This is a genomic window from Burkholderia sp. M6-3, from assembly GCF_050858985.1.
Classification (GTDB): domain Bacteria; phylum Pseudomonadota; class Gammaproteobacteria; order Burkholderiales; family Burkholderiaceae; genus Paraburkholderia; species Paraburkholderia caledonica.
Window position 1 is genome coordinate 81,981 of record NZ_CP110091.1, and the last position, 17,127, is coordinate 99,107.

The following is a 17,127-nucleotide window of genomic DNA, read 5'->3' on the forward strand; positions in this document are numbered from 1 at the left end:
TGTCAAGCAAATATAGAGGCGAGGGTGGGGATTGGCTGCAAGGGATATTTTCGCAAGTTGTTGCCAAAGCCGAAAATGGCTCATGGCTACGTTCAGGCACTATCTTTTACCGCCAGTGAGACTCGCCCGAAATCAGGCCGGTACCAGTGGCGGCATGTCGTCGGGCGGCGACTGCACCGAATCGGAAGAAAGCGCAGCGTGCAGTGTAGCGGGATCGAACCGCCAGGACTCTGGCATACCCAGCGCTGCCCCGATCGACTCCGAACAGTGCCAACGACCCCGATGACGGCCGCGGCGGCGCAGGAAGGCGAAGAAGGGCGCGAAATCGTACGGTTCGCCGAAGTGGTCGTTGAACCACTCCACTGCGGCCCGCTCCGTCACCGGGTCGGTGGCGAATCCGACGACATCCCATCGGGCTGGGTCTAGTTTCGTAGTGATGAAGCGCACGCTCCCGTCCTCGAACGACGACGATGCACATAGATGCGCGTCGATAATTGGAGCGACGACAAGTTCGCAATGCGAATAGGGGCTGTTTGTCCACCACCGGATCAGGCGGTTTAATTTCCCGGCCAGGCCGGGACGCGTTCCCTTATAAAAAGCAACCTTCATCGATTAGCTCCAGGTGGTAACTCGCACGCGGCCGATCGTCGTCGCGGATTAGGTTGAAACACGAGCCGCTTATTCTTTCTTGCGTGAATGTGACATTCGCCGCTGCGCGATCGATGCCACTCTTCGATGCTCTGCATTGTATGAAGCCCATAGACCAATCCAGGGGCCTGCCGTCGTGCCGCTGCCCGGCGCAGATCTAACTATTAGTCGTCTGACCTTGCTGCCTTTTGAGTAAAACGGTTAGCAATATCGGTGTCCGAATCGCAAGGAGCAAGTGGCAAATAGATCCGGGATTGGCTTTGCCGTTTCGCATTTGCAATTCGCATTTTGCGATTAGAAAGCAGTGCTTATCCTCTGCCGAAGCCCCGCCGTTCAACTTTTTGCGCCTTTATCGCCCGATTTTAGGCCGCAATCGCACACTTCGAAACCTTTGAACTTAAATAGTTGCAACCAAGGTGCCACACGCGGCACCGTTAGCCGCGCCAGCTTTAGCGGCGACATCCATCAGGTTGGCCCCTAGCGCTGGTCAATGCAGCGCATCTCGCAGGTTCAAGGACTCTGATCGTCAGAGAAGCCGGAGGCAGTCGATGAACGCAGGACGGAGCGGATCTATGGCTAGAAGGGACCTCTTTTTCTCGATCATCATCGCCAACTACAACTATGGGCATTTCCTTCGACAGGCTGTCGAAAGTGCCTTGACGCAAGATTGGGACCGGCTGGAAATCATCGTTGTGGACGACGGATCGACCGACAACTCGGCCGACGTCATTCATTCGTTTGGTGAAAAAATCACGGCGATTTTCAAAAAGAACGGGGGCCAGCGGGACGCCAACAACGTAGGCTTCGCGAGAAGTACAGGCGACGTCGTCATATTCCTCGATGCTGACGACGTGCTAATGCCCGGTGCGTTGCGCGCCATTGCTTCAGTATGGCGAACCGGCCTGAGCAAGGTACAGGTGCTGATGGAGCGCGTCGACGCGCAGGGCCATCGCATACACAATGCGATTCCAAAGATTCGAAATGTGATCCCGAAGCTCCCGCCTGGACTATCGTCGGAAGCGATCCGCCACTGGGCTTATGAAACGTCCGAATACCCTACGCCGCCCGGCTCGGGAAATGCCTATGCACGCAGTTTTCTGGAAAAAATCTTTCCACTGGATGCGAGCTACGATTCGTTCACGGATTCAACCTGCATCGCCATGGCCCCCTACCTTGGCGACGTAGAAACGATCGCTGCACCCTTGGTGCTCTATCGCATGCACGGCGCTAATGACAGCGCCATGAGCGCGAGCACGAGCAACTTTGGACGAGAAATCGCGCGTGCGCTCAAGCGTCACAGCGCAGCCTGCAAGGCGTGCGCAATGACCGGCCGGCCGGCACCGCCGCTCAGCACCCTTTTCTGTGCGCCTCACTTGTTGCAATTGCGCGTTGCCTCGTTACGGCTCACACCGCGACAGCATCCTCTGCCCGGCGACAGCAGAGTTAGAGCCCTGCGCGACGCCCTTTCCATTCCTTTTCGCGCAAGTTTCGAGCGCCCGGCTTTCCGCTGTCTTATCGCCGGTTGGAGCATTGCCACCTTGCTCGCGCCGAAAAACATTGCCAGCACGCTAATCCGCCGACGGTTCATATGACAGCGGTCGCAGGCCGTCAGATCCCTTCTTACCTTCGCGCGTGACACATCATGAAGGACATGACAGTCATCATCTGCAATCACAATTACGAGCAGTTCCTGGCGGAGGCAATCGATTCAGCGCTTGCACAGGACTACATGAGCACTGACGTCATAGTGATCGACGACGGATCAACAGACGGCTCGCGCGCAATCATCGAAGGCTATGGCGCTCGCGTTAGTTCCGTCTTCAAGAACAACGGCGGCCAGGTGTCCGCCTACAATTTGGGGCTGCATCTCGCCAGAACGGATTACGTGCTGTTCCTCGATGCTGACGACGTCTTATATCAGGGCGCCGTGTCGGAGGTGATGCAGCGCTTCGAGAGCGGAAATCTTGCAAAAGTGCAGTTTCAGCTTGACGTGATCGATCATACGAGCAAGCAGATGGGCGCTTATGTACCTCATTCTCGAATCGATGGTGATTGTCGAAAGCTTCTGCTCGATGGGTGGCTCTATCCGTCACCGCCGGCGTCTGGAAACGCCTATAGCGTCAGTGCTCTTAGAAAGATCTTTCCTGTGCCAGAAACGATCAAGGACCGATATGGCGCAGATTTCTATGCAATTTATGGGTCGGCTCTAGTTGGGCCAGTATCGAGTATTCCGGTGTCACTCGGCGGATATCGCGTATATGCAAGCGCCGGGAGAGACGCATTGTTTGCTAACTCCGATCAACAGGAAAAGGCCCCCAAGGCATTCCCGTCCCGCTGGGTTACCCTTCGGGAACTGGCCTGGTGCCGCATGGGAATGCAATTGCCCGCCGACTTCCACGATTTCGCATACGAACGAGCTCATTTCTATTCAAATGTCTACCATGCTCCGTTGACGACCCGTTGGCGTTGGATGCTGAGAGATTCGCATCGGTATCTGCATGCCATTGTCGCGAACCCTTTCTGGAGCCTGAAGAAGAAATTGGGGACGCTCGCGCTATCCAGCTTGTGTCTTTTTCCATACTCCCCTGTCGCAGACTACGCGGTTCGCTACATCTGCAATCCACTGGCCCGGTGCAGCGCCGCCCGTTAGGAAGAAGACCAGTATTCACTCGTTATGCAAGGTTCGCGCATAACGAGGGCTCGAACCCTAGCCATCCTCTCACGTTTAGTAAGCTTGTCTAACTTCGAACGGCGCTGATATGCCTCATCACCAGTCACAGTCAACCGTCGGCCTGTCTAGCAACCAATACCTGGCGGGCGAAGACCTTTCGTTGGCGCAATCTGTTGGGGATTGCGCGCCGACAGATAAAGCAGTCACAGGGATAACGGATGCAGCGGCCCCAACTGTCACTGTCGTCATGGCGAATTTCAACGGCGAACGCTGGATCGGCGAAGCCATTCAGTCGGTCCAGCGACAGAGCCTTGCAGACTGGGAGCTGATCGTCGCGGATGATGCATCAACTGACGCTAGCGTCGAAATCGTCCGCGCCTTTGCCGATAACGACTCCCGAATCAGGCTTCTGACCGCGTCGTTCAACGCGGGGCCGTCCACTGTTCGTAATCGTGCGCTGGAATGCGCGCGAGGACGCTGGATCACGTTTTTGGACAGTGATGACGTCCTCGCGGAAGGACGCCTCGAGTCGCTGCTGCAGCGCGCGGAGAGTTCTGGTGCAGGCATCGTAGCGGACGATTTACTGATCGTGGACGAGGAGGGCTCGCTCACTGGACATTCCCTGCTCGGCCTTGAAGGCTTCGAAAGTTTCGATGCCGTTTCCCTGATTCGAGCGCCACGCCTGGCGTATCTTAAGCCTATGATCAACGCTGGATTCCTGACAGGACTTCGGTATGAAGAGCGACTTCGTTCCGGAGAAGACTTCGATATCCTGTTGCGCTTATTGGTCAAGCACGATGCAAGGATTGGCGTCTATCCGGCTATGGGTTACTGCTATCGGCGCCGTGGTGGTTCGCTTTCCTCTGATAAGTCAGCGGACCGACAGACGCTACGAGGCATGCTTGACGCAAATGCGCGTTTCCGCGCATCGCACACGCTTTCTGCAAGTTTGGCCGCCGCGTGCGCGCGCCGGCATCGGTCTCTCAAAGCGTCTCTTCACTGGGTCGATGTGACCGAAGCGATTCGTGAAAAGCGTTTCGTGACAGCTGTTAGACACGTAATCGATCACCCGGGAGTTCTCAGTTGCGTTATACAGTTCTTCAACAAGCGGCTTTCCCTACTCATATCTCGGAGCAAGCGCCGCGCTAGAACATTTGGCCTGTGAACTGAGTGACGCGACAACGGCAGCCGTGCACCGCGTCCGTTTCTTGATCCACCCGCATCTCTTACACATCAGGTGATGGAAATATGTTGCGTAAGCTATCGCCTGCTTGCCACCGTCGGAATCGCATCCGCGTTCGTGAATATAATCCTCGCGCTTGTGCTCGCTCCCCACTACGGCGCCGTCGGACTCGCTTTCGCCAGGGTGATTGGCGAGATAACGCTCTCTGCCATGTTGATGGTAATCATGATTCGACTTCGACTGGTTCTCTTGATACCCGGTTGCGAGCGAGCGCTAATGTTCATCAGGAACGCGTGTGGGATCCATGATCCGGCACCGGCCCCCGAGGACAAGTAACCGAGTTGCGAAGCAACAGTAGCGGCGTGAGCACCACCGGTGGAGGAGTCCTGGTACGACCTGCCGTCCGGAAAGGGCGGTGGCCGAGCGTCGGCCGCCGTCGCCGTCGCCACCCTTGGGTGTTCAACCATCCGTCCTCAGACTGATGCCCGCCAGCAACGTCGCCAGGTGTTCGATGACGATCGGTTTCACCAGATGGTGATGGAAACCGGCGTGCGCACTGCGGTGACGGTCCTGGTCCTGCCCGTAGCCGGTGACAGCGATCAGCGTCGCGTCGGCCATCTCAGGGGACGCACGCAGATGCCGCGCCAGTTCGTTGCCGTCCATACCCGGCAGGCCGATGTCCAGCAGGCACGCATCGGGGCGCTCCCGCAGCGCACGCTCGAGCGCGCTCCGCGAATCATGTTCGATGATCACCTCATGCCCGCACGACGCGAGCAGCATGCCGAGCGCTTCCGCAGCGTCGACATTGTCGTCGACGACCAGCAGCTTGAGGCGCGGGCTCGGCGCCGAATCCGCGTTCTCCGCTTGCCGTTCTGAGGCTGCGGGCTGCGCCTGCATCAATGGCAGTCTGACCACGAAGGTGCTGCCGGTGCCGGGTCCCGCGCTGAAGCAGTGCACTGAGCCGCCGTGCAACTCGACCAGATGCCTGACTAGAGCAAGACCGAGCCCAAGGCCGCCCAGCGAGCGATCAGCCGAGCGCTCTGCCTGTGCGAAGAGGTCGAACGCGCGCGCGGCCAGCTCGCGTTCCATGCCGATGCCTTCGTCGCGCACTGTAATCACCAGTTCGTCGCCCTCGGCGTCGGCGCATATTTCGATGCGGCGCCCATCGGGGGTGTACTTGGTCGCGTTGTGAAGCAGGTTGGCGGCAACTTGAATCAGCCTCGCCTTGTCGCCCAGGACGGTCGCCTCCTGCGATGGCATGTGCACCGACAGTTGCTGGCCGCGCCCCTGCATCAGTGGGCGGACCTGCTCGATCGCTTCGGCGATGACGGTTTGCGTATCGACCGGCGCCCGCGCCAGCGTGACCAGCCCGCTCGTGACCCGCGACACATCGAGCAGGTCGTTCACGAGTCTGGTCATGTGGGCGACCTGGCGCGAAATGATTGCGCTGCTGTGGCGCACCTGCGCTTCGTCGAGCCTGCTGATCTTCAGCAGTTCGGCTGCGGCGGAAATGGGCGCGAGCGGGTTGCGCAACTCGTGCGCAAGCATCGCGAGGAATTCGTCCTTGCGCTGATCAGCCGCTCTGAGCTTCTGTTCCGCCTCCTTGCGGTCGGTGATGTCACGAAAAAACGAAGCGATGCCGCCTTCGCCGGTGGGATAGGCGCGCACCTCGACCCAGATGGCGTTACCGTCCGGATGGCTCTGACAATACTCCGACGCGCCGGCATCGCCGCTTTCCATCACCCGTCTATACATGTGCGCGCAATCGGAGTCGACCGCTTCGGGCCAAAGTTGCCAGTGGCTGCGGCCGATCACCTGTTCCTTCGTGCGGCGCGCGATACGCAGGCCTTCCGCGTTGATGTAAGTGACGTTCCAGTCGCGGTCCATCAGCATGAAGCCTTCGCCGATCGTGTCGAAGATATAGCGGCTGCGGTCGCGTTCGGCGCGCAATTCGGCCTGCGCACGCGCTGCCTCCACCGCCGACCAGGTGCGCTCGGCCATCTCGCGCGCGAGCCGGATATCGCTCGCGGTCCACTGGTACGGTTCGGCGCGGTGCAGGCCGAGGAAGGCGACCAGACGCCCGGCCTTGATCAGTGGCACCGCAACGAACGCGCGGATGCCGGTCAGCGTGTATGAGCTTGCGAACTCTGCGGTGCGGGGATCGGTCGCGCTGTCGTTTGCGGTCACAATCTGGCCGGCGCGCAGCGGGTTGATGATGGCCGGGCCGAAGTCGTCCAGTGCGAATCTCTTGCCGGCGAGACTCGGCAACGGTGGCACGGCCCAGTCGCGCGGCACGAAAAAGGTGTCGCTGGTTTCCCCGCATTCGCCGTAGATCACGCGTGCGAGTTGCAATTGCTCGCCGAGCAGCGCGCTCGCTCGGGTCACGACGTCCTCGGCAGAGGTCAGCGGGCGCAGTGCCTCTGACACCTTCAGATCGAAGATCGCGCGCCGTTCTGCCAGTACGCGTTCGGTCGTCTCTATCACTGTGCAGTACATGCCGCCGACGCGTCCGGAGTTTTCGTGCAGCGGCGAATACGAGAAGGTGAAGAAGCTTTGCTCAGGGTAGCCGCGGCGTATCACGGTGAGCGGCAGGTCCTCGAAGTAGGTCGACCGGTTCGACATTGCGCCGTCGATAATGGGCGCGATGTCGGGCCAGATTTCCGCCCAGATTTCCTCGAAACGGCCACCGAGCGCAGTCGGATGCTTGTCGCCCAGGATGACCGCGTATGCGTCGTTGTAGAGAAAGCCCAGCTCGGGGCCCGACGCGACGAACATCGGAAAGGCGGAACTGAGCACCATGCCGACTGCGGTGGTCAACGGAGCCGGCCATTCCGAGGGATGCCCGAGCGGCGACGTGCTCCAGTCGAGTTCGCGTAGCAACGCGCGAACTTCGCCGCCGCCTTCGAATGCCGTGCGCCAAAAATCGGGCATTTGTACTGCTCCAGGATCGTTTTGTACGCGCTTGCCGTGATTTGGAAACACTGCTTCGCGTGGTTTTTTGTCCGGTCGAGCTTTCCCGTTTCGATGCTTGAATGCGACGAACCGGTAGCGGAAGCGGGGTAACGGACGACGGCGACGAAACGCAAATGCCACATGTCGCAAGGCCCCGTTGGGCCAACAGGGGCAAGCTCCAGCCGTTGGGGCGGCTCGCACGAAAGTGAACACACTGTCGATTCCAGCGCTCCACTATTGAACGCTGTAGCGCCGGACGTCTCGGCCCTATCGCAAGCGTTGTGCCAACGCCTGATAACCTCGTCGCCCTCTCTTCAGCGTATGCCCGTAAAAACGGTCGCCGGATTCTACAAGGCGCCACTGCATTTCTTCAAAACTCTGGGTTGACAGAGACCCGCGCCTTTTCCCCCGAGCGTCATCGCCCATAAGTTCAGGAATACACTCAGAAGCGGAAGTGAGGCCGGTGAAGTCGTGATCGAATTGAATCCGAAGAAGTTGACGTTCGACCGCCGCGCCGGGGAAGCAACCTTCGATGCCGTAATCGATCGTCCGACCGCGTTGGGTCAATCGCGTGCTGTCCTGGCATGGGCAAAACGCGGCATTCGAAGTGACCGGTGCTCCATCGATCACAATGCGTCCCGCAGCGGTCGCATGTTATCGAACGGTAGTTAAGGGTCCGCCACGGTCGTTGAGCATCTGAAGATGGCTTCGTACGGAACTCGCGGCGGCCCATGACTCTGCGCCACACCACAGTGGTTGCTCTCTCATGGGCACCGAGAGTCGCTCCGACTGTTGCTCGGAAGCCTGGCCGGTGAACGTTCCCATATAGACCAACAGTTCATGAGAGGCCGCCGTGATTGACCTCATTGTCCCGCATCAAAAAAAGCGCATCGGCCAAGCCCGCTGCGTCCGAAAAGCGATCCAGCAAACGCGCAGAGAGCCCAGCCCAATGCCGGCGCCGCTTTAAAATGCGCTCTTTATGACCCCTCCGTCGGCCCGCAACGCAGCTCCGGTTGTGGCCGACGCAAGCGGACTGGCGACATAGGCCACGAGCGAGGCGATTTCCTGCGGCGTGCCGAATCGCTTGATGAGCGATGTGGGACGCACCTTCTCGAAGAACTCCTTCTCGAAGGCTTCGAACGACTTGCCGTCGGCCTTGGCAAGGGTCTCCACAAAATCGCCGACGCCCCGCGACTTCGTCGGTCCGGGCAGCACGCTGTTGACCGTAATGCCCGTGCCCGCAACCGCCTCCGCGAGTCCGCGCGAGACCGCCAGTTGCGCGGTTTTCGTCATCCCGTAGTGGATCATCTCGGCTGGAATCTGCACCCCGCTTTCGCTCGAAATGAAAATAATGCGGCCCCAGTTGGCTTTTTTCATCGCGGGCAGAAACAGGCGAGCGAGACGTACGCCGCTCAAGACGTTGACGTCGAAGAAACGCTGCCAGTCCGCGTCGGAAATCTCTTCAAAGGGCTTGGGCTCGAAGATGCCCAGGTTGTTCACCAGAATTTCCACGTTCGGATAGCGCCGGGCGAGTTCTTCCGCCGAAGCGGCCGTACTGAGGTCGCCGGCGAATCCCTGCACGTCGGTGCCGGTTTCCGCTTTTAGCTGTGCGACCACGTCATCCACGGATGACTGCGAGCGGCCGTTCACGATCACGCGTGCGCCTTCCTTTGCCAACGTGCTCGCGATAGCGAAACCGATGCCGGCTGTGCTGCCGCTTACCAGTGCGAGTTTGCCTGTGAGATTCAAGTCCATGAGTGATTTCCTTTCCGTGGATGAAGTAAGAACGGCGGCAGCGAAGCTTTGATGCCGGATGCCGCCAAGGGGTTCACGTACGTGTAATGGATGCCCCACCATCGACCAGTGAGGCCGTACCGGTCACGAAGGACGAATCGTCAGACGCGAGATAGAGCACCGAACGCGCCAGTTCTTCCGGCTTGGCGACGCGCTTGAGCGCATGCAGCCCGGTCACGAATGCCTGCGATTCGTCGCTGTCGTTCATGCTGCGATACATCTCCGTATCCACGGCGCCCGGCAATACCGCGTTGACGCGCACCCCTTGCGCGCCGTATTCGGCGGCAAGCGCCTGCGTCAGGCCAATCAGCCCGGCCTTGCTCGCCGCGTAAGCCGCAGTACCCGGAAACGCGAACGAGTAACCGACGAACGTCGACGTGAAGATGATCGATCCGCCACCTTGCTTGAGCATTTCAGGTATCTGGTGTTTCGCTCCGAGGAACGCACTCGTTAGATTGGTCGCAAGCGCGGCGTTCCAGCCGGCTTCGGAAATGCCGGTGCTCGGGCCCATCTCACCCAGTGTACCGGCGTTGTTGTAGGCGATATCCAGACGGCCAAAGCGCCCAATTGCAAGTTCCACCAGCGCTTTCGCGAAGTCTTCCGATTGCACGTCGCCCGCCAGATATGCGGCTTCGCCACCTTCGCTTGCGATCTCGGCAGCCAGCGCTTCGAGTTCCGCCGCGCGCCGGGCGGCAATGACCACCTTGGCACCTTCCTTCGCGAACAACTTTGCAGTAGCGCGGCCAATACCTGCACTGGCACCTGTCACGATAGCGACTTTTCCGGTCAAGCGTTGCATGTTCTCTCTCCTGATGCATTCGGCCAGTGCCCTATGCCTTGGCCCGTGGAAGCAATATAGGCTTCAGTCCTTATAGCGGAAAGGTCAAAAACATGGTCGTATCAGTCAGCTTTTGTGAACGATCGGAGTTGGGATGGACCGCTTGCGCGCCTTTGAAGTTTTCGTGACCGTGGTGAGCCGCGGCGGCTTTGCGCGCGCGGCCGAAGTGCTCGGCACGTCGCCCGCCAACGTGACCCGCTATGTGAACGAACTGGAAGCACACCTCGGCACGCGTCTGTTGAATCGCACATCCAGAACGCTCTCTCTGACCGAGGGCGGCGAGACGCTTTACGCCCGTTGCAAGTCCATTCTCGACGATGTCGCCGATACAGAAGGGCTGGTGTCGTCGGCGTCGGTCCAACCCCGCGGGCGCCTGCGCATCAATGCGCCCGTGAGCTTCGGCATTCAGTATCTGGCGCCGCTATGGCCGGAGTTCATGCGAAAGTATCCCGGCATCGAAATCGACGTTGGACTGATCGACCGCGTCGTCGATATCGTCGATGAAGGCTACGATCTCGCCATCCGCATTTCGCGAGCCGGTTCCTCCAACCATGCAGCCCGCAAACTGGCGACATCGCAGAACATTCTATGCGCCTCGCCGGACTACCTGGCTCGCGCGGGAGTGCCGGCGGCACCAGCCGACCTGATGGAACATCGCTGCATCGGGTACACGTATGCAGCCACCGGCGATGAGTGGCAACTGATCGATGCTGGCTGCAAGACCCACATAGTGAAAGTCGACTGTCACATGCATACGAATAACGGCGATACGGCGCGCGCAGCAGCACTCGCCGGGCACGGAGTGATCTGGCAACCCACATTCCTGATCGGCAACGACCTACGTGCCGGCACGCTCGTTCGCGTGTTGCCCGAGTATTGTCTGCCTGAGATCGACATACTCGCCATGTATCCGAGCCGCCGACACCTGAGCGCCAGGGTGCGGGTGATGATCGATTTCCTGGTCGATGCATTCGGCGGGACGCCCCCATGGGATCGGGACGACGAGAGCCGGACAGCTGTCACGTTGAGGGCCGGTTAAAGGCGCGTCTGGAGCGATCTTCCGACACATGCGGACGATGCCGGGCCGCTGCCTCGCCAGTAGCCCATGGTCATGCCACAAGCCGCGCCTCGACCGACGACAAAGTTTATCGCGGTAGGGCGGTTTCGATCACCGCGGCCATCGCTTCCGGGAGACAACGGCGAAACTCACCGCGATTGCCCCTTCTTTAGCGTGGCTTTCCTCTGCCAGTATCAGGTCAGCGAGGCGAGGGCGACGGGAGCGGCGCTCGTGACCGGCCGAACAGCGCGGCGTCGAATCAGGTTCTCCCGTGTCGTCACCTGCTGCGATTTCTGCAGGCATAGGCCCATGTGATTGACGTCTGGAGTTTGTCGAAGCCATTGATATTCGCTCGCTGAAAGATGTACTCGCATTGAACAACCTGGCTATCGATTAGTAAAATGAATGATTTGACCGATACGATAACGGCACAGAATGGAACTGAAGCTCTTAAGGACGTTTTTGTCCGTCGTCGAATTGCGTCATTTCGGGCGGGCGGCAGACGCTCTGCACATTAGTCAGCCGGCGTTGAGCAAACAGGTTGGCGCACTCGAGGCGAGTCTGGGCGCGAAACTGTTCGAACGCGGTCGTCATGGCGCGGAGTTGACGCAGTTCGGAGAAACCTTTTTGCCCGATGCACGCGCGCTCGTCGACGATGCGGACGAGATTCTTGCGCGTGCGCGAGAGGCGGGCAGCGGCAGGCGTGGACAATTGCGAATCGGCATTTGCCTGTCGGTGCTGACAATTGCGCCGCAGATCATCGCCGACTTCCGCCAGCAATATCCGGGTGTTGCGATTGCATTGAGCGATCTGTCTTCCGATGAGCAAGCCCGCCGTATTCTGTCGGGGAAGCTGGATGTGGGCTTTATGCGGGCGCCGTCGGTCGAGGGTCTTTCGTCAGTTCGCGTGATTGACGAAACATTGGCCCTCGCGTTGCCTCCCAGTCTGGAGCGTGTGCGTCTGCCCGCCGATTTCGGCAAGTTGAACGAAATGGGTTTCCTGGCGTTGCGTCGTGGGCGCGGGCCCGGACTCGCTGCTCAAGTCGACGCCTGGTGTCGCGAACAGGGCTTCGTACCCAATGTGACGCAACAAGCCGATGATGTGCAGTCCGTGTTGGCATCTGTCGCTGCAGGCGTCGGCGTTGCATTTGTGCCTTCAAGTGCGCAACATTTGCTCCGGAATGCTACGGTCCTGCCTCTGCGCGGAACGCATGCGAAGTGGCGTGTAGGGCTGGTGTGGGCGGATAAGCAGAAAAATCCCGTTACTTCACGTTTCGTCCCGTTCGTGCGCGCTGCGCTGAAGAACCTCTAACTCCGCATCGAATTGTCGATCAGTCCGGTTGCGCGTCAACCTGAGTTCCGCGCGACCGTTCCCCGACCCGAGAACCCTGCTTCTGAGCGCGTGCGCCATGGCCAAACTTCGCCCGATATGCGGCTGGACTCGTGAGCGCGATACGTCGGAAATGCCGTCGCATTGACTCCTCCGAGCCGAACCCCGCTAGCTCGGCGACGCGGCCAATGGGTAATGCCGACTGTGCCTCGAGCATCTCACGAGCCACCGTCACGCGTTCACGCACGAGCCATTCGTATGGCGCCATGCCGGTGGCGTCATGAAATTGCCGTTGCAACGTGCGCGGACTCATTGCGGCCCATTCTGCAAGCGAGCGCAGCGTGTGCGGCAAAGCGGGATGCTGGCGCACCCAATCCATCAATTTCGCGAGACGCCCGCTGTCGTCCTGCGGCATTGGACGCGGTACGAACTGCGCCTGTCCACCCTCCCGATGAGGCGGCACCACGAGCCTTTGTGCGACGCGATTCGCGACCGCTCCACCGTAATCGCGTCGCACCAGATGGAGCAGCATGTCCAGCCCTGCCGCGGAGCCCGCCGACGTGATGATCTGTCCTTCGTCGACATACAGCGCATCGGGCTGCACTTGAACTTGCGGGTAACGCTGCTGCAGTTTCGCGGCGTAGCGCCAGTGGGTCGTCACAGTCTTGCCGTCGAGCACGCCGGCCGCTGCCAACACGAACACGCCGGAGCAGATCGAGCAAAGACGTGCTCCACGGCGGTAAGCATTGCGGATCTTCTTAAGCAGCGCCTCGGGCGGCAATTCGTCCGCATCGCGCCAGCCCGGCACCACGATGGTATCTGCGCGGTCGAGCAATTTGAGCGTGTAGGGCGCAGCGACCGTGATGCCGCCCGCGGCGCGGAGCGGGCCCGGCTCGCTCGCGCAAACCGCGAATCGATACCAGTCGACACCGAGCTCCGGACGTTCGAGCGCGAACAGTTCGGTCACGCAGCCGAACTCGAAAGTACAGAGCCGGTCATAAGCCAGCGCAACGACGAGATGATTATCCATGGCGTGATGTTACCGAAGATTGACGATTACGCCACTTATCCGGATCGCCACTCGACGCCAGAATAGGTCTCCTGGATCACTTCGCCAGGCGCTATGTTCATCCGAGGATTTATGCAGAGTTCAAACATGTCGACTACCAACGCCGTCACCGCCGTGCCCCCAGCCGACAGCGCAGCCGCACTTGCCCACTTCCGCGCGACGCTCCAATTCGAGACCGATTGCTCCGATGTCGCCAGCGCGCTCGCCAGCGGCACGCCCGGATTCGTGCTGCTCGATGTGCGCGGTCCGGCGCTGTTCGCGCGGGGCCATGTGCCGGGCGCGATCAACCTGCCACACGGCAAAATAGTCGAGTCCAAGCTGGCGGACTATCCGCCTGAAACGGTCTTCGTCACGTACTGCGCGGGTCCCCATTGCAACGGCGCTACGCGTGGTGCAATACGGCTTGCTCTCCTGGGGCGGCCGGTAAAGGTAATGATTGGTGGGATCACCGGATGGCTCGACGAAGGCGGCAGCCTCACTGTGAGCGAAGTGGAGTAGTCACGCTTCTAGCTCCCGTCAACGTTAGCTCCCAATCCGGAACGGACGATGCCTTAGGCATCGTCCGACTGCTCCGGATCGCGCGGCACGGTCATCCACCGCAAGGCCGCGCGTGTCCTCTATAACCGCTCCTCAATAAGCCTGTTACTCGCGTTGCTCTCATCGCCCGTCCATCGCCGATTGTTGCCCTTCGGACAACATGGTGAACACCTTCGCGGTGCTACTGGCGTTCGCCACCCCTAACTACAATGCGTCGCAGGCTCGGTCGAAAGGCGAGCAACCGAAGCGCGCGAGATTCGTGGTCGTGCTCGTGAGCCGCACCGTGCGGCTTACCCCACTTAATCAACAGGACTATTGAAGATGAGCGAAACAACCCGCAATGTGCAGCCTGTGATCGCCGGCCTTGGCAAAGAGGGTGCAGGCGAACTCGTGTCTTCCCGCTACGCCGTGCGCGTGGGCGATGTCGACGTCGTGCTGATTAGCGACGGCGTTCTGCCGCTGCCGACGTCCACTATGTCCACCAACGTGAGCGAAGCGGACCGCAACGAATGGTTCGATGGCCGCTTCCTGCAGCGTGACATGTTCGACTGGGCGCTGAACGTCGCACTCATGCGCAGCGGTGACCGCCTGATCCTGGTCGACTCCGGCGTGGGCGATGGTTTCGAATACTTCTCTCGCGCAGGCCGGTCGGTGATGCGCCTGGAGTCGGCTGGCATCGACCTCGCTGCAATCACCGATATCGTGATTACCCACATGCACATGGATCACGTTGGCGGACTGAACGTCGACGGCGTCAGGGCCAGGCTGCGCCCGGACGTGCGCATTCACGTATCGCGCGCCGAAGTGGAGTTCTGGAAAAATCCGGACTTCAGCAAGACGGTGATGCCTGAAGCGGTTCCTCCCGCGCTGCGCAAGGCTGCTGCAAAGTTCGTCAAACTGTACAGCGAAAACATCGTACAGTTCGATCAGACTGTGGAAGTAGCAGCGGGCGTATCGGCACGGGTGACGGGTGGTCACACGCCGGGGCACTGTGTGGTGGACGTCGCATCGAACGGCGAGAAGCTGACGTTCGTAGGCGACGCGATTTTCGAAGTCAACTTCGACAATCCCCAATGGCAAAACGGCTTCGAACACGATCCTGAAGGGGCAGTAGACGTGCGCATGTCGCTGCTGAATGAAGCTGCCAATACCGGTGCTCTGCTGGCCGCAGCGCATGTCGCGTTCCCGTCCATCGGTCATATTGCAAAGAACGGCGACGGCTTTCGTTTTGTGCCGGTTCAGTGGGACTACTGATTGATACCTGAATATCAATCGTCGTCGTATAGATTGCAATGACGGTGGCAGACAACCGCCGCGAGTTCACGAGGCTTGCGGCGGTTTTTTGTAACCGGATGCGCGACGGAAACGGTGCGTCGAATCCTCACACAATAGACAGTACCCGCGGCATGCTGATCCATGTCCAGGCACAAGCGATTCCCGATCGCCCAAAGCACATGAGTTTTAACGGTGCCGTGGCATTTAATAAGCATATCTGATCAAGCAGCCGGATAACCGGAACCTCTGCGTGTCTTCACGGTCAATATTAAATGTCGCCCTATTCAGGGGATGCCAAATGACTGCCACTCAACCGGGAGCGGTGCTCCTTTCCGACGAGGACGCCCGGCGGCAACTGCGTCGCGCCGTCGTCGCCAGTACGATCGGTACTACGATCGAATGGTATGACTTCTTTCTCTACAGCACGGTTACGGGTCTCGTTTTCGCGAAGCTGTACTTCCCGCAGTCGGATCCATTGGTCGGCACACTTCAAGCGTTCCTGATTTATGCGGTCGGCTTCATCGCGAGGCCGGTCGGTGCGGCCATTTTTGGACACTATGGCGATCGCATCGGGCGCAAAGCTACGCTGATCGTCACGCTGCTGCTAATGGGACTCGCCACATTCGCCGTCGCATTTGTTCCAACGTACGCGTCGATTGGCATTTGGGGCGCCGTCCTGCTTACGGTGCTGCGCTTCATTCAAGGCGTCGGCGTGGGTGGCGAGTGGGGCGGCTCCGTGTTGATGTCGATGGAATGGGCCCGCACCGACGCGCATCGTGGCTTCGTCGCATCGTGGCCGCAGTTTGGCGTACCAGCGGGATTGTTCCTCGCCAATCTCGCCGTGCTGGCAATGAGCGCGATTTCTGGCGACGCCTTCATCACCTGGGGTTGGCGTGTCCCTTTCTTTCTCAGCATCCTGCTGGTTGGGATCGGACTTTATATCCGGCTGAACATCCTGGAGACGCCGATCTTCGCGAAGCTTCTCGCTGAGCGCAAGATCGAAAAGACACCGATGCTCGAAGTCTTGCGTCGCCAGCCGAAAGACATTCTTCTTTCGGCCGTGGCGCGTATGGCGGAGCAAGCGCCGTTCTACATTTTTACGGCCTTTGTCTTCACGTATGGCGTGACGACACTCGGCGCGTCGCGCGATCTGTTGCTGACGGCGGTCCTGGTGGCTTCAGTGCTGGAATTCGGCACCATTCCGCTGTTCGGCCATATTTCCGATCTGATCGGACGTCGCCGCATGTATATGATCGGCGCCGCGGCGGCAGGCTTGTTCGGTTTCGTCTATTTCGCCATGGTCGACACGCGCAATCCGACGTTGATTTTCCTCGCGATCGTACTCTCGCTCGTCCCGCATTCGATGATGTACGGCCCTCAAGCCGCACTGATTGCAGAGTCGTTCACGGGGCGGCTGCGATACAGCGGTGCGTCGCTCGGTTATCAGTTGGCCTCGGTGATCGCGGGCGGTCCTGCGCCGCTGATCGCGACCGCGCTATTCGCTTACTATCATTCCGGCTACGCGATCGCGTTCTATGTGTTCGTTTGCGGAGTGCTCAGCCTGTTCGCCGCTTCGCGACTCGGCGACTACACGAACAAGGACATTTCGCAGGAATACGACGAGCCGCGCTCGATGGGCGAGAGCGGGCACGGTCATCGCCACGCCTGACTGTCAGGTGCGGCGCGGCAAAGCCCGCTGCATCGTGTAACTCGCGCTTTCCCGCCGGTGAAGCCGTCGCCGCGCCGGCGTTTTCCGACACCACGTAGTGTGACG

Annotated in this window: 14 protein-coding genes; 9 read left to right on the plus strand and 5 right to left on the minus strand. The window is 59.9% G+C overall.

Annotation, left to right across the window (positions count from 1 at the left end; all coding sequences use genetic code 11):
* Positions 1-132: 132 nt before the first annotated feature.
* Entirely contained in the window at positions 133-609 is a 477-nt protein-coding gene (locus OH764_RS17680; RefSeq protein ID WP_498850122.1) for a hypothetical protein, read from the minus strand.
* 587 nt (positions 610-1,196) lie between these two features.
* Between OH764_RS17680 and OH764_RS17685 the strand changes: the two genes are divergently transcribed.
* From OH764_RS17685 to OH764_RS17695, 3 genes are all read left to right on the plus strand, one after another.
* The gene (locus tag OH764_RS17685) at positions 1,197-2,240 is read left to right on the plus strand and encodes a glycosyltransferase family protein (RefSeq protein WP_498850123.1); all 1,044 of its coding nucleotides are present in this window, start codon (positions 1,197-1,199) and stop codon (positions 2,238-2,240) included.
* 50 nt (positions 2,241-2,290) lie between these two features.
* The gene (locus OH764_RS17690) at positions 2,291-3,298 is read left to right on the plus strand and encodes a glycosyltransferase family 2 protein (protein WP_498850124.1); all 1,008 of its coding nucleotides are present in this window, start codon (positions 2,291-2,293) and stop codon (positions 3,296-3,298) included.
* A 109-nt stretch (positions 3,299-3,407) separates the two neighbouring features.
* Positions 3,408-4,484: a glycosyltransferase family 2 protein gene (locus OH764_RS17695; RefSeq protein WP_498850125.1), complete on the plus strand. Its 1,077-nt coding sequence runs from the start codon at positions 3,408-3,410 to the stop codon at positions 4,482-4,484.
* 477 nt (positions 4,485-4,961) lie between these two features.
* Here OH764_RS17695 and OH764_RS17700 read toward each other — a convergent pair whose 3' ends face one another.
* The 3 genes from OH764_RS17700 to OH764_RS17710 all read right to left on the minus strand — a co-directional run bounded on the left by OH764_RS17700 (position 4,962) and on the right by OH764_RS17710 (position 10,047).
* Positions 4,962-7,433 carry an ATP-binding protein gene (locus tag OH764_RS17700; RefSeq protein WP_498850126.1) on the minus strand — a complete coding sequence of 824 codons (2,472 nt, stop codon included), beginning with the start codon at positions 7,431-7,433 and terminating at the stop codon, positions 4,962-4,964.
* Positions 7,434-8,417: 984 nt separating this feature from the next.
* Positions 8,418-9,209: an SDR family NAD(P)-dependent oxidoreductase gene (locus OH764_RS17705; protein ID WP_498850127.1), complete on the minus strand. Its 792-nt coding sequence runs from the start codon at positions 9,207-9,209 to the stop codon at positions 8,418-8,420.
* A gap of 73 nt (positions 9,210-9,282) precedes the next feature.
* Positions 9,283-10,047, minus strand: a complete 765-nt coding sequence (locus OH764_RS17710; RefSeq protein WP_498850128.1) for an SDR family oxidoreductase — start codon at positions 10,045-10,047, stop codon at positions 9,283-9,285.
* Positions 10,048-10,180: 133 nt separating this feature from the next.
* On the opposite strand from OH764_RS17710, the gene OH764_RS17715 reads away from it, so the two are divergent.
* Entirely contained in the window at positions 10,181-11,125 is a 945-nt protein-coding gene (locus OH764_RS17715; RefSeq protein WP_498850129.1) for a LysR family transcriptional regulator, read from the plus strand.
* 453 nt (positions 11,126-11,578) lie between these two features.
* Entirely contained in the window at positions 11,579-12,454 is an 876-nt protein-coding gene (locus OH764_RS17720) for a LysR family transcriptional regulator (protein WP_498850130.1), read from the plus strand.
* A 19-nt stretch (positions 12,455-12,473) separates the two neighbouring features.
* Here the strand turns inward: OH764_RS17720 and ftrA are convergent, their stop codons facing one another.
* Positions 12,474-13,502, minus strand: a complete 1,029-nt coding sequence (gene ftrA, locus OH764_RS17725; RefSeq protein WP_498850131.1) for a transcriptional regulator FtrA — start codon at positions 13,500-13,502, stop codon at positions 12,474-12,476.
* Positions 13,503-13,628: 126 nt separating this feature from the next.
* Here ftrA and OH764_RS17730 point away from each other — a divergent pair, with 126 nt between their 5' ends.
* The 4 genes from OH764_RS17730 to OH764_RS17745 all read left to right on the plus strand — a co-directional run bounded on the left by OH764_RS17730 (position 13,629) and on the right by OH764_RS17745 (position 17,022).
* Entirely contained in the window at positions 13,629-14,039 is a 411-nt protein-coding gene (locus OH764_RS17730; protein ID WP_498850132.1) for a rhodanese-like domain-containing protein, read from the plus strand.
* A 199-nt stretch (positions 14,040-14,238) separates the two neighbouring features.
* Positions 14,239-14,397, plus strand: a complete 159-nt coding sequence (locus OH764_RS17735; protein ID WP_498850133.1) for a hypothetical protein — start codon at positions 14,239-14,241, stop codon at positions 14,395-14,397.
* Positions 14,398-14,399: 2 nt separating this feature from the next.
* The gene (locus tag OH764_RS17740; protein WP_498850134.1) at positions 14,400-15,332 is read left to right on the plus strand and encodes an MBL fold metallo-hydrolase; all 933 of its coding nucleotides are present in this window, start codon (positions 14,400-14,402) and stop codon (positions 15,330-15,332) included.
* Positions 15,333-15,651: 319 nt separating this feature from the next.
* On the plus strand, positions 15,652-17,022 hold the full coding sequence (locus OH764_RS17745) for an MFS transporter (RefSeq protein WP_498850135.1): 1,371 nt from the start codon (positions 15,652-15,654) through the stop codon (positions 17,020-17,022).
* Positions 17,023-17,127: the final 105 nt, after the last annotated feature.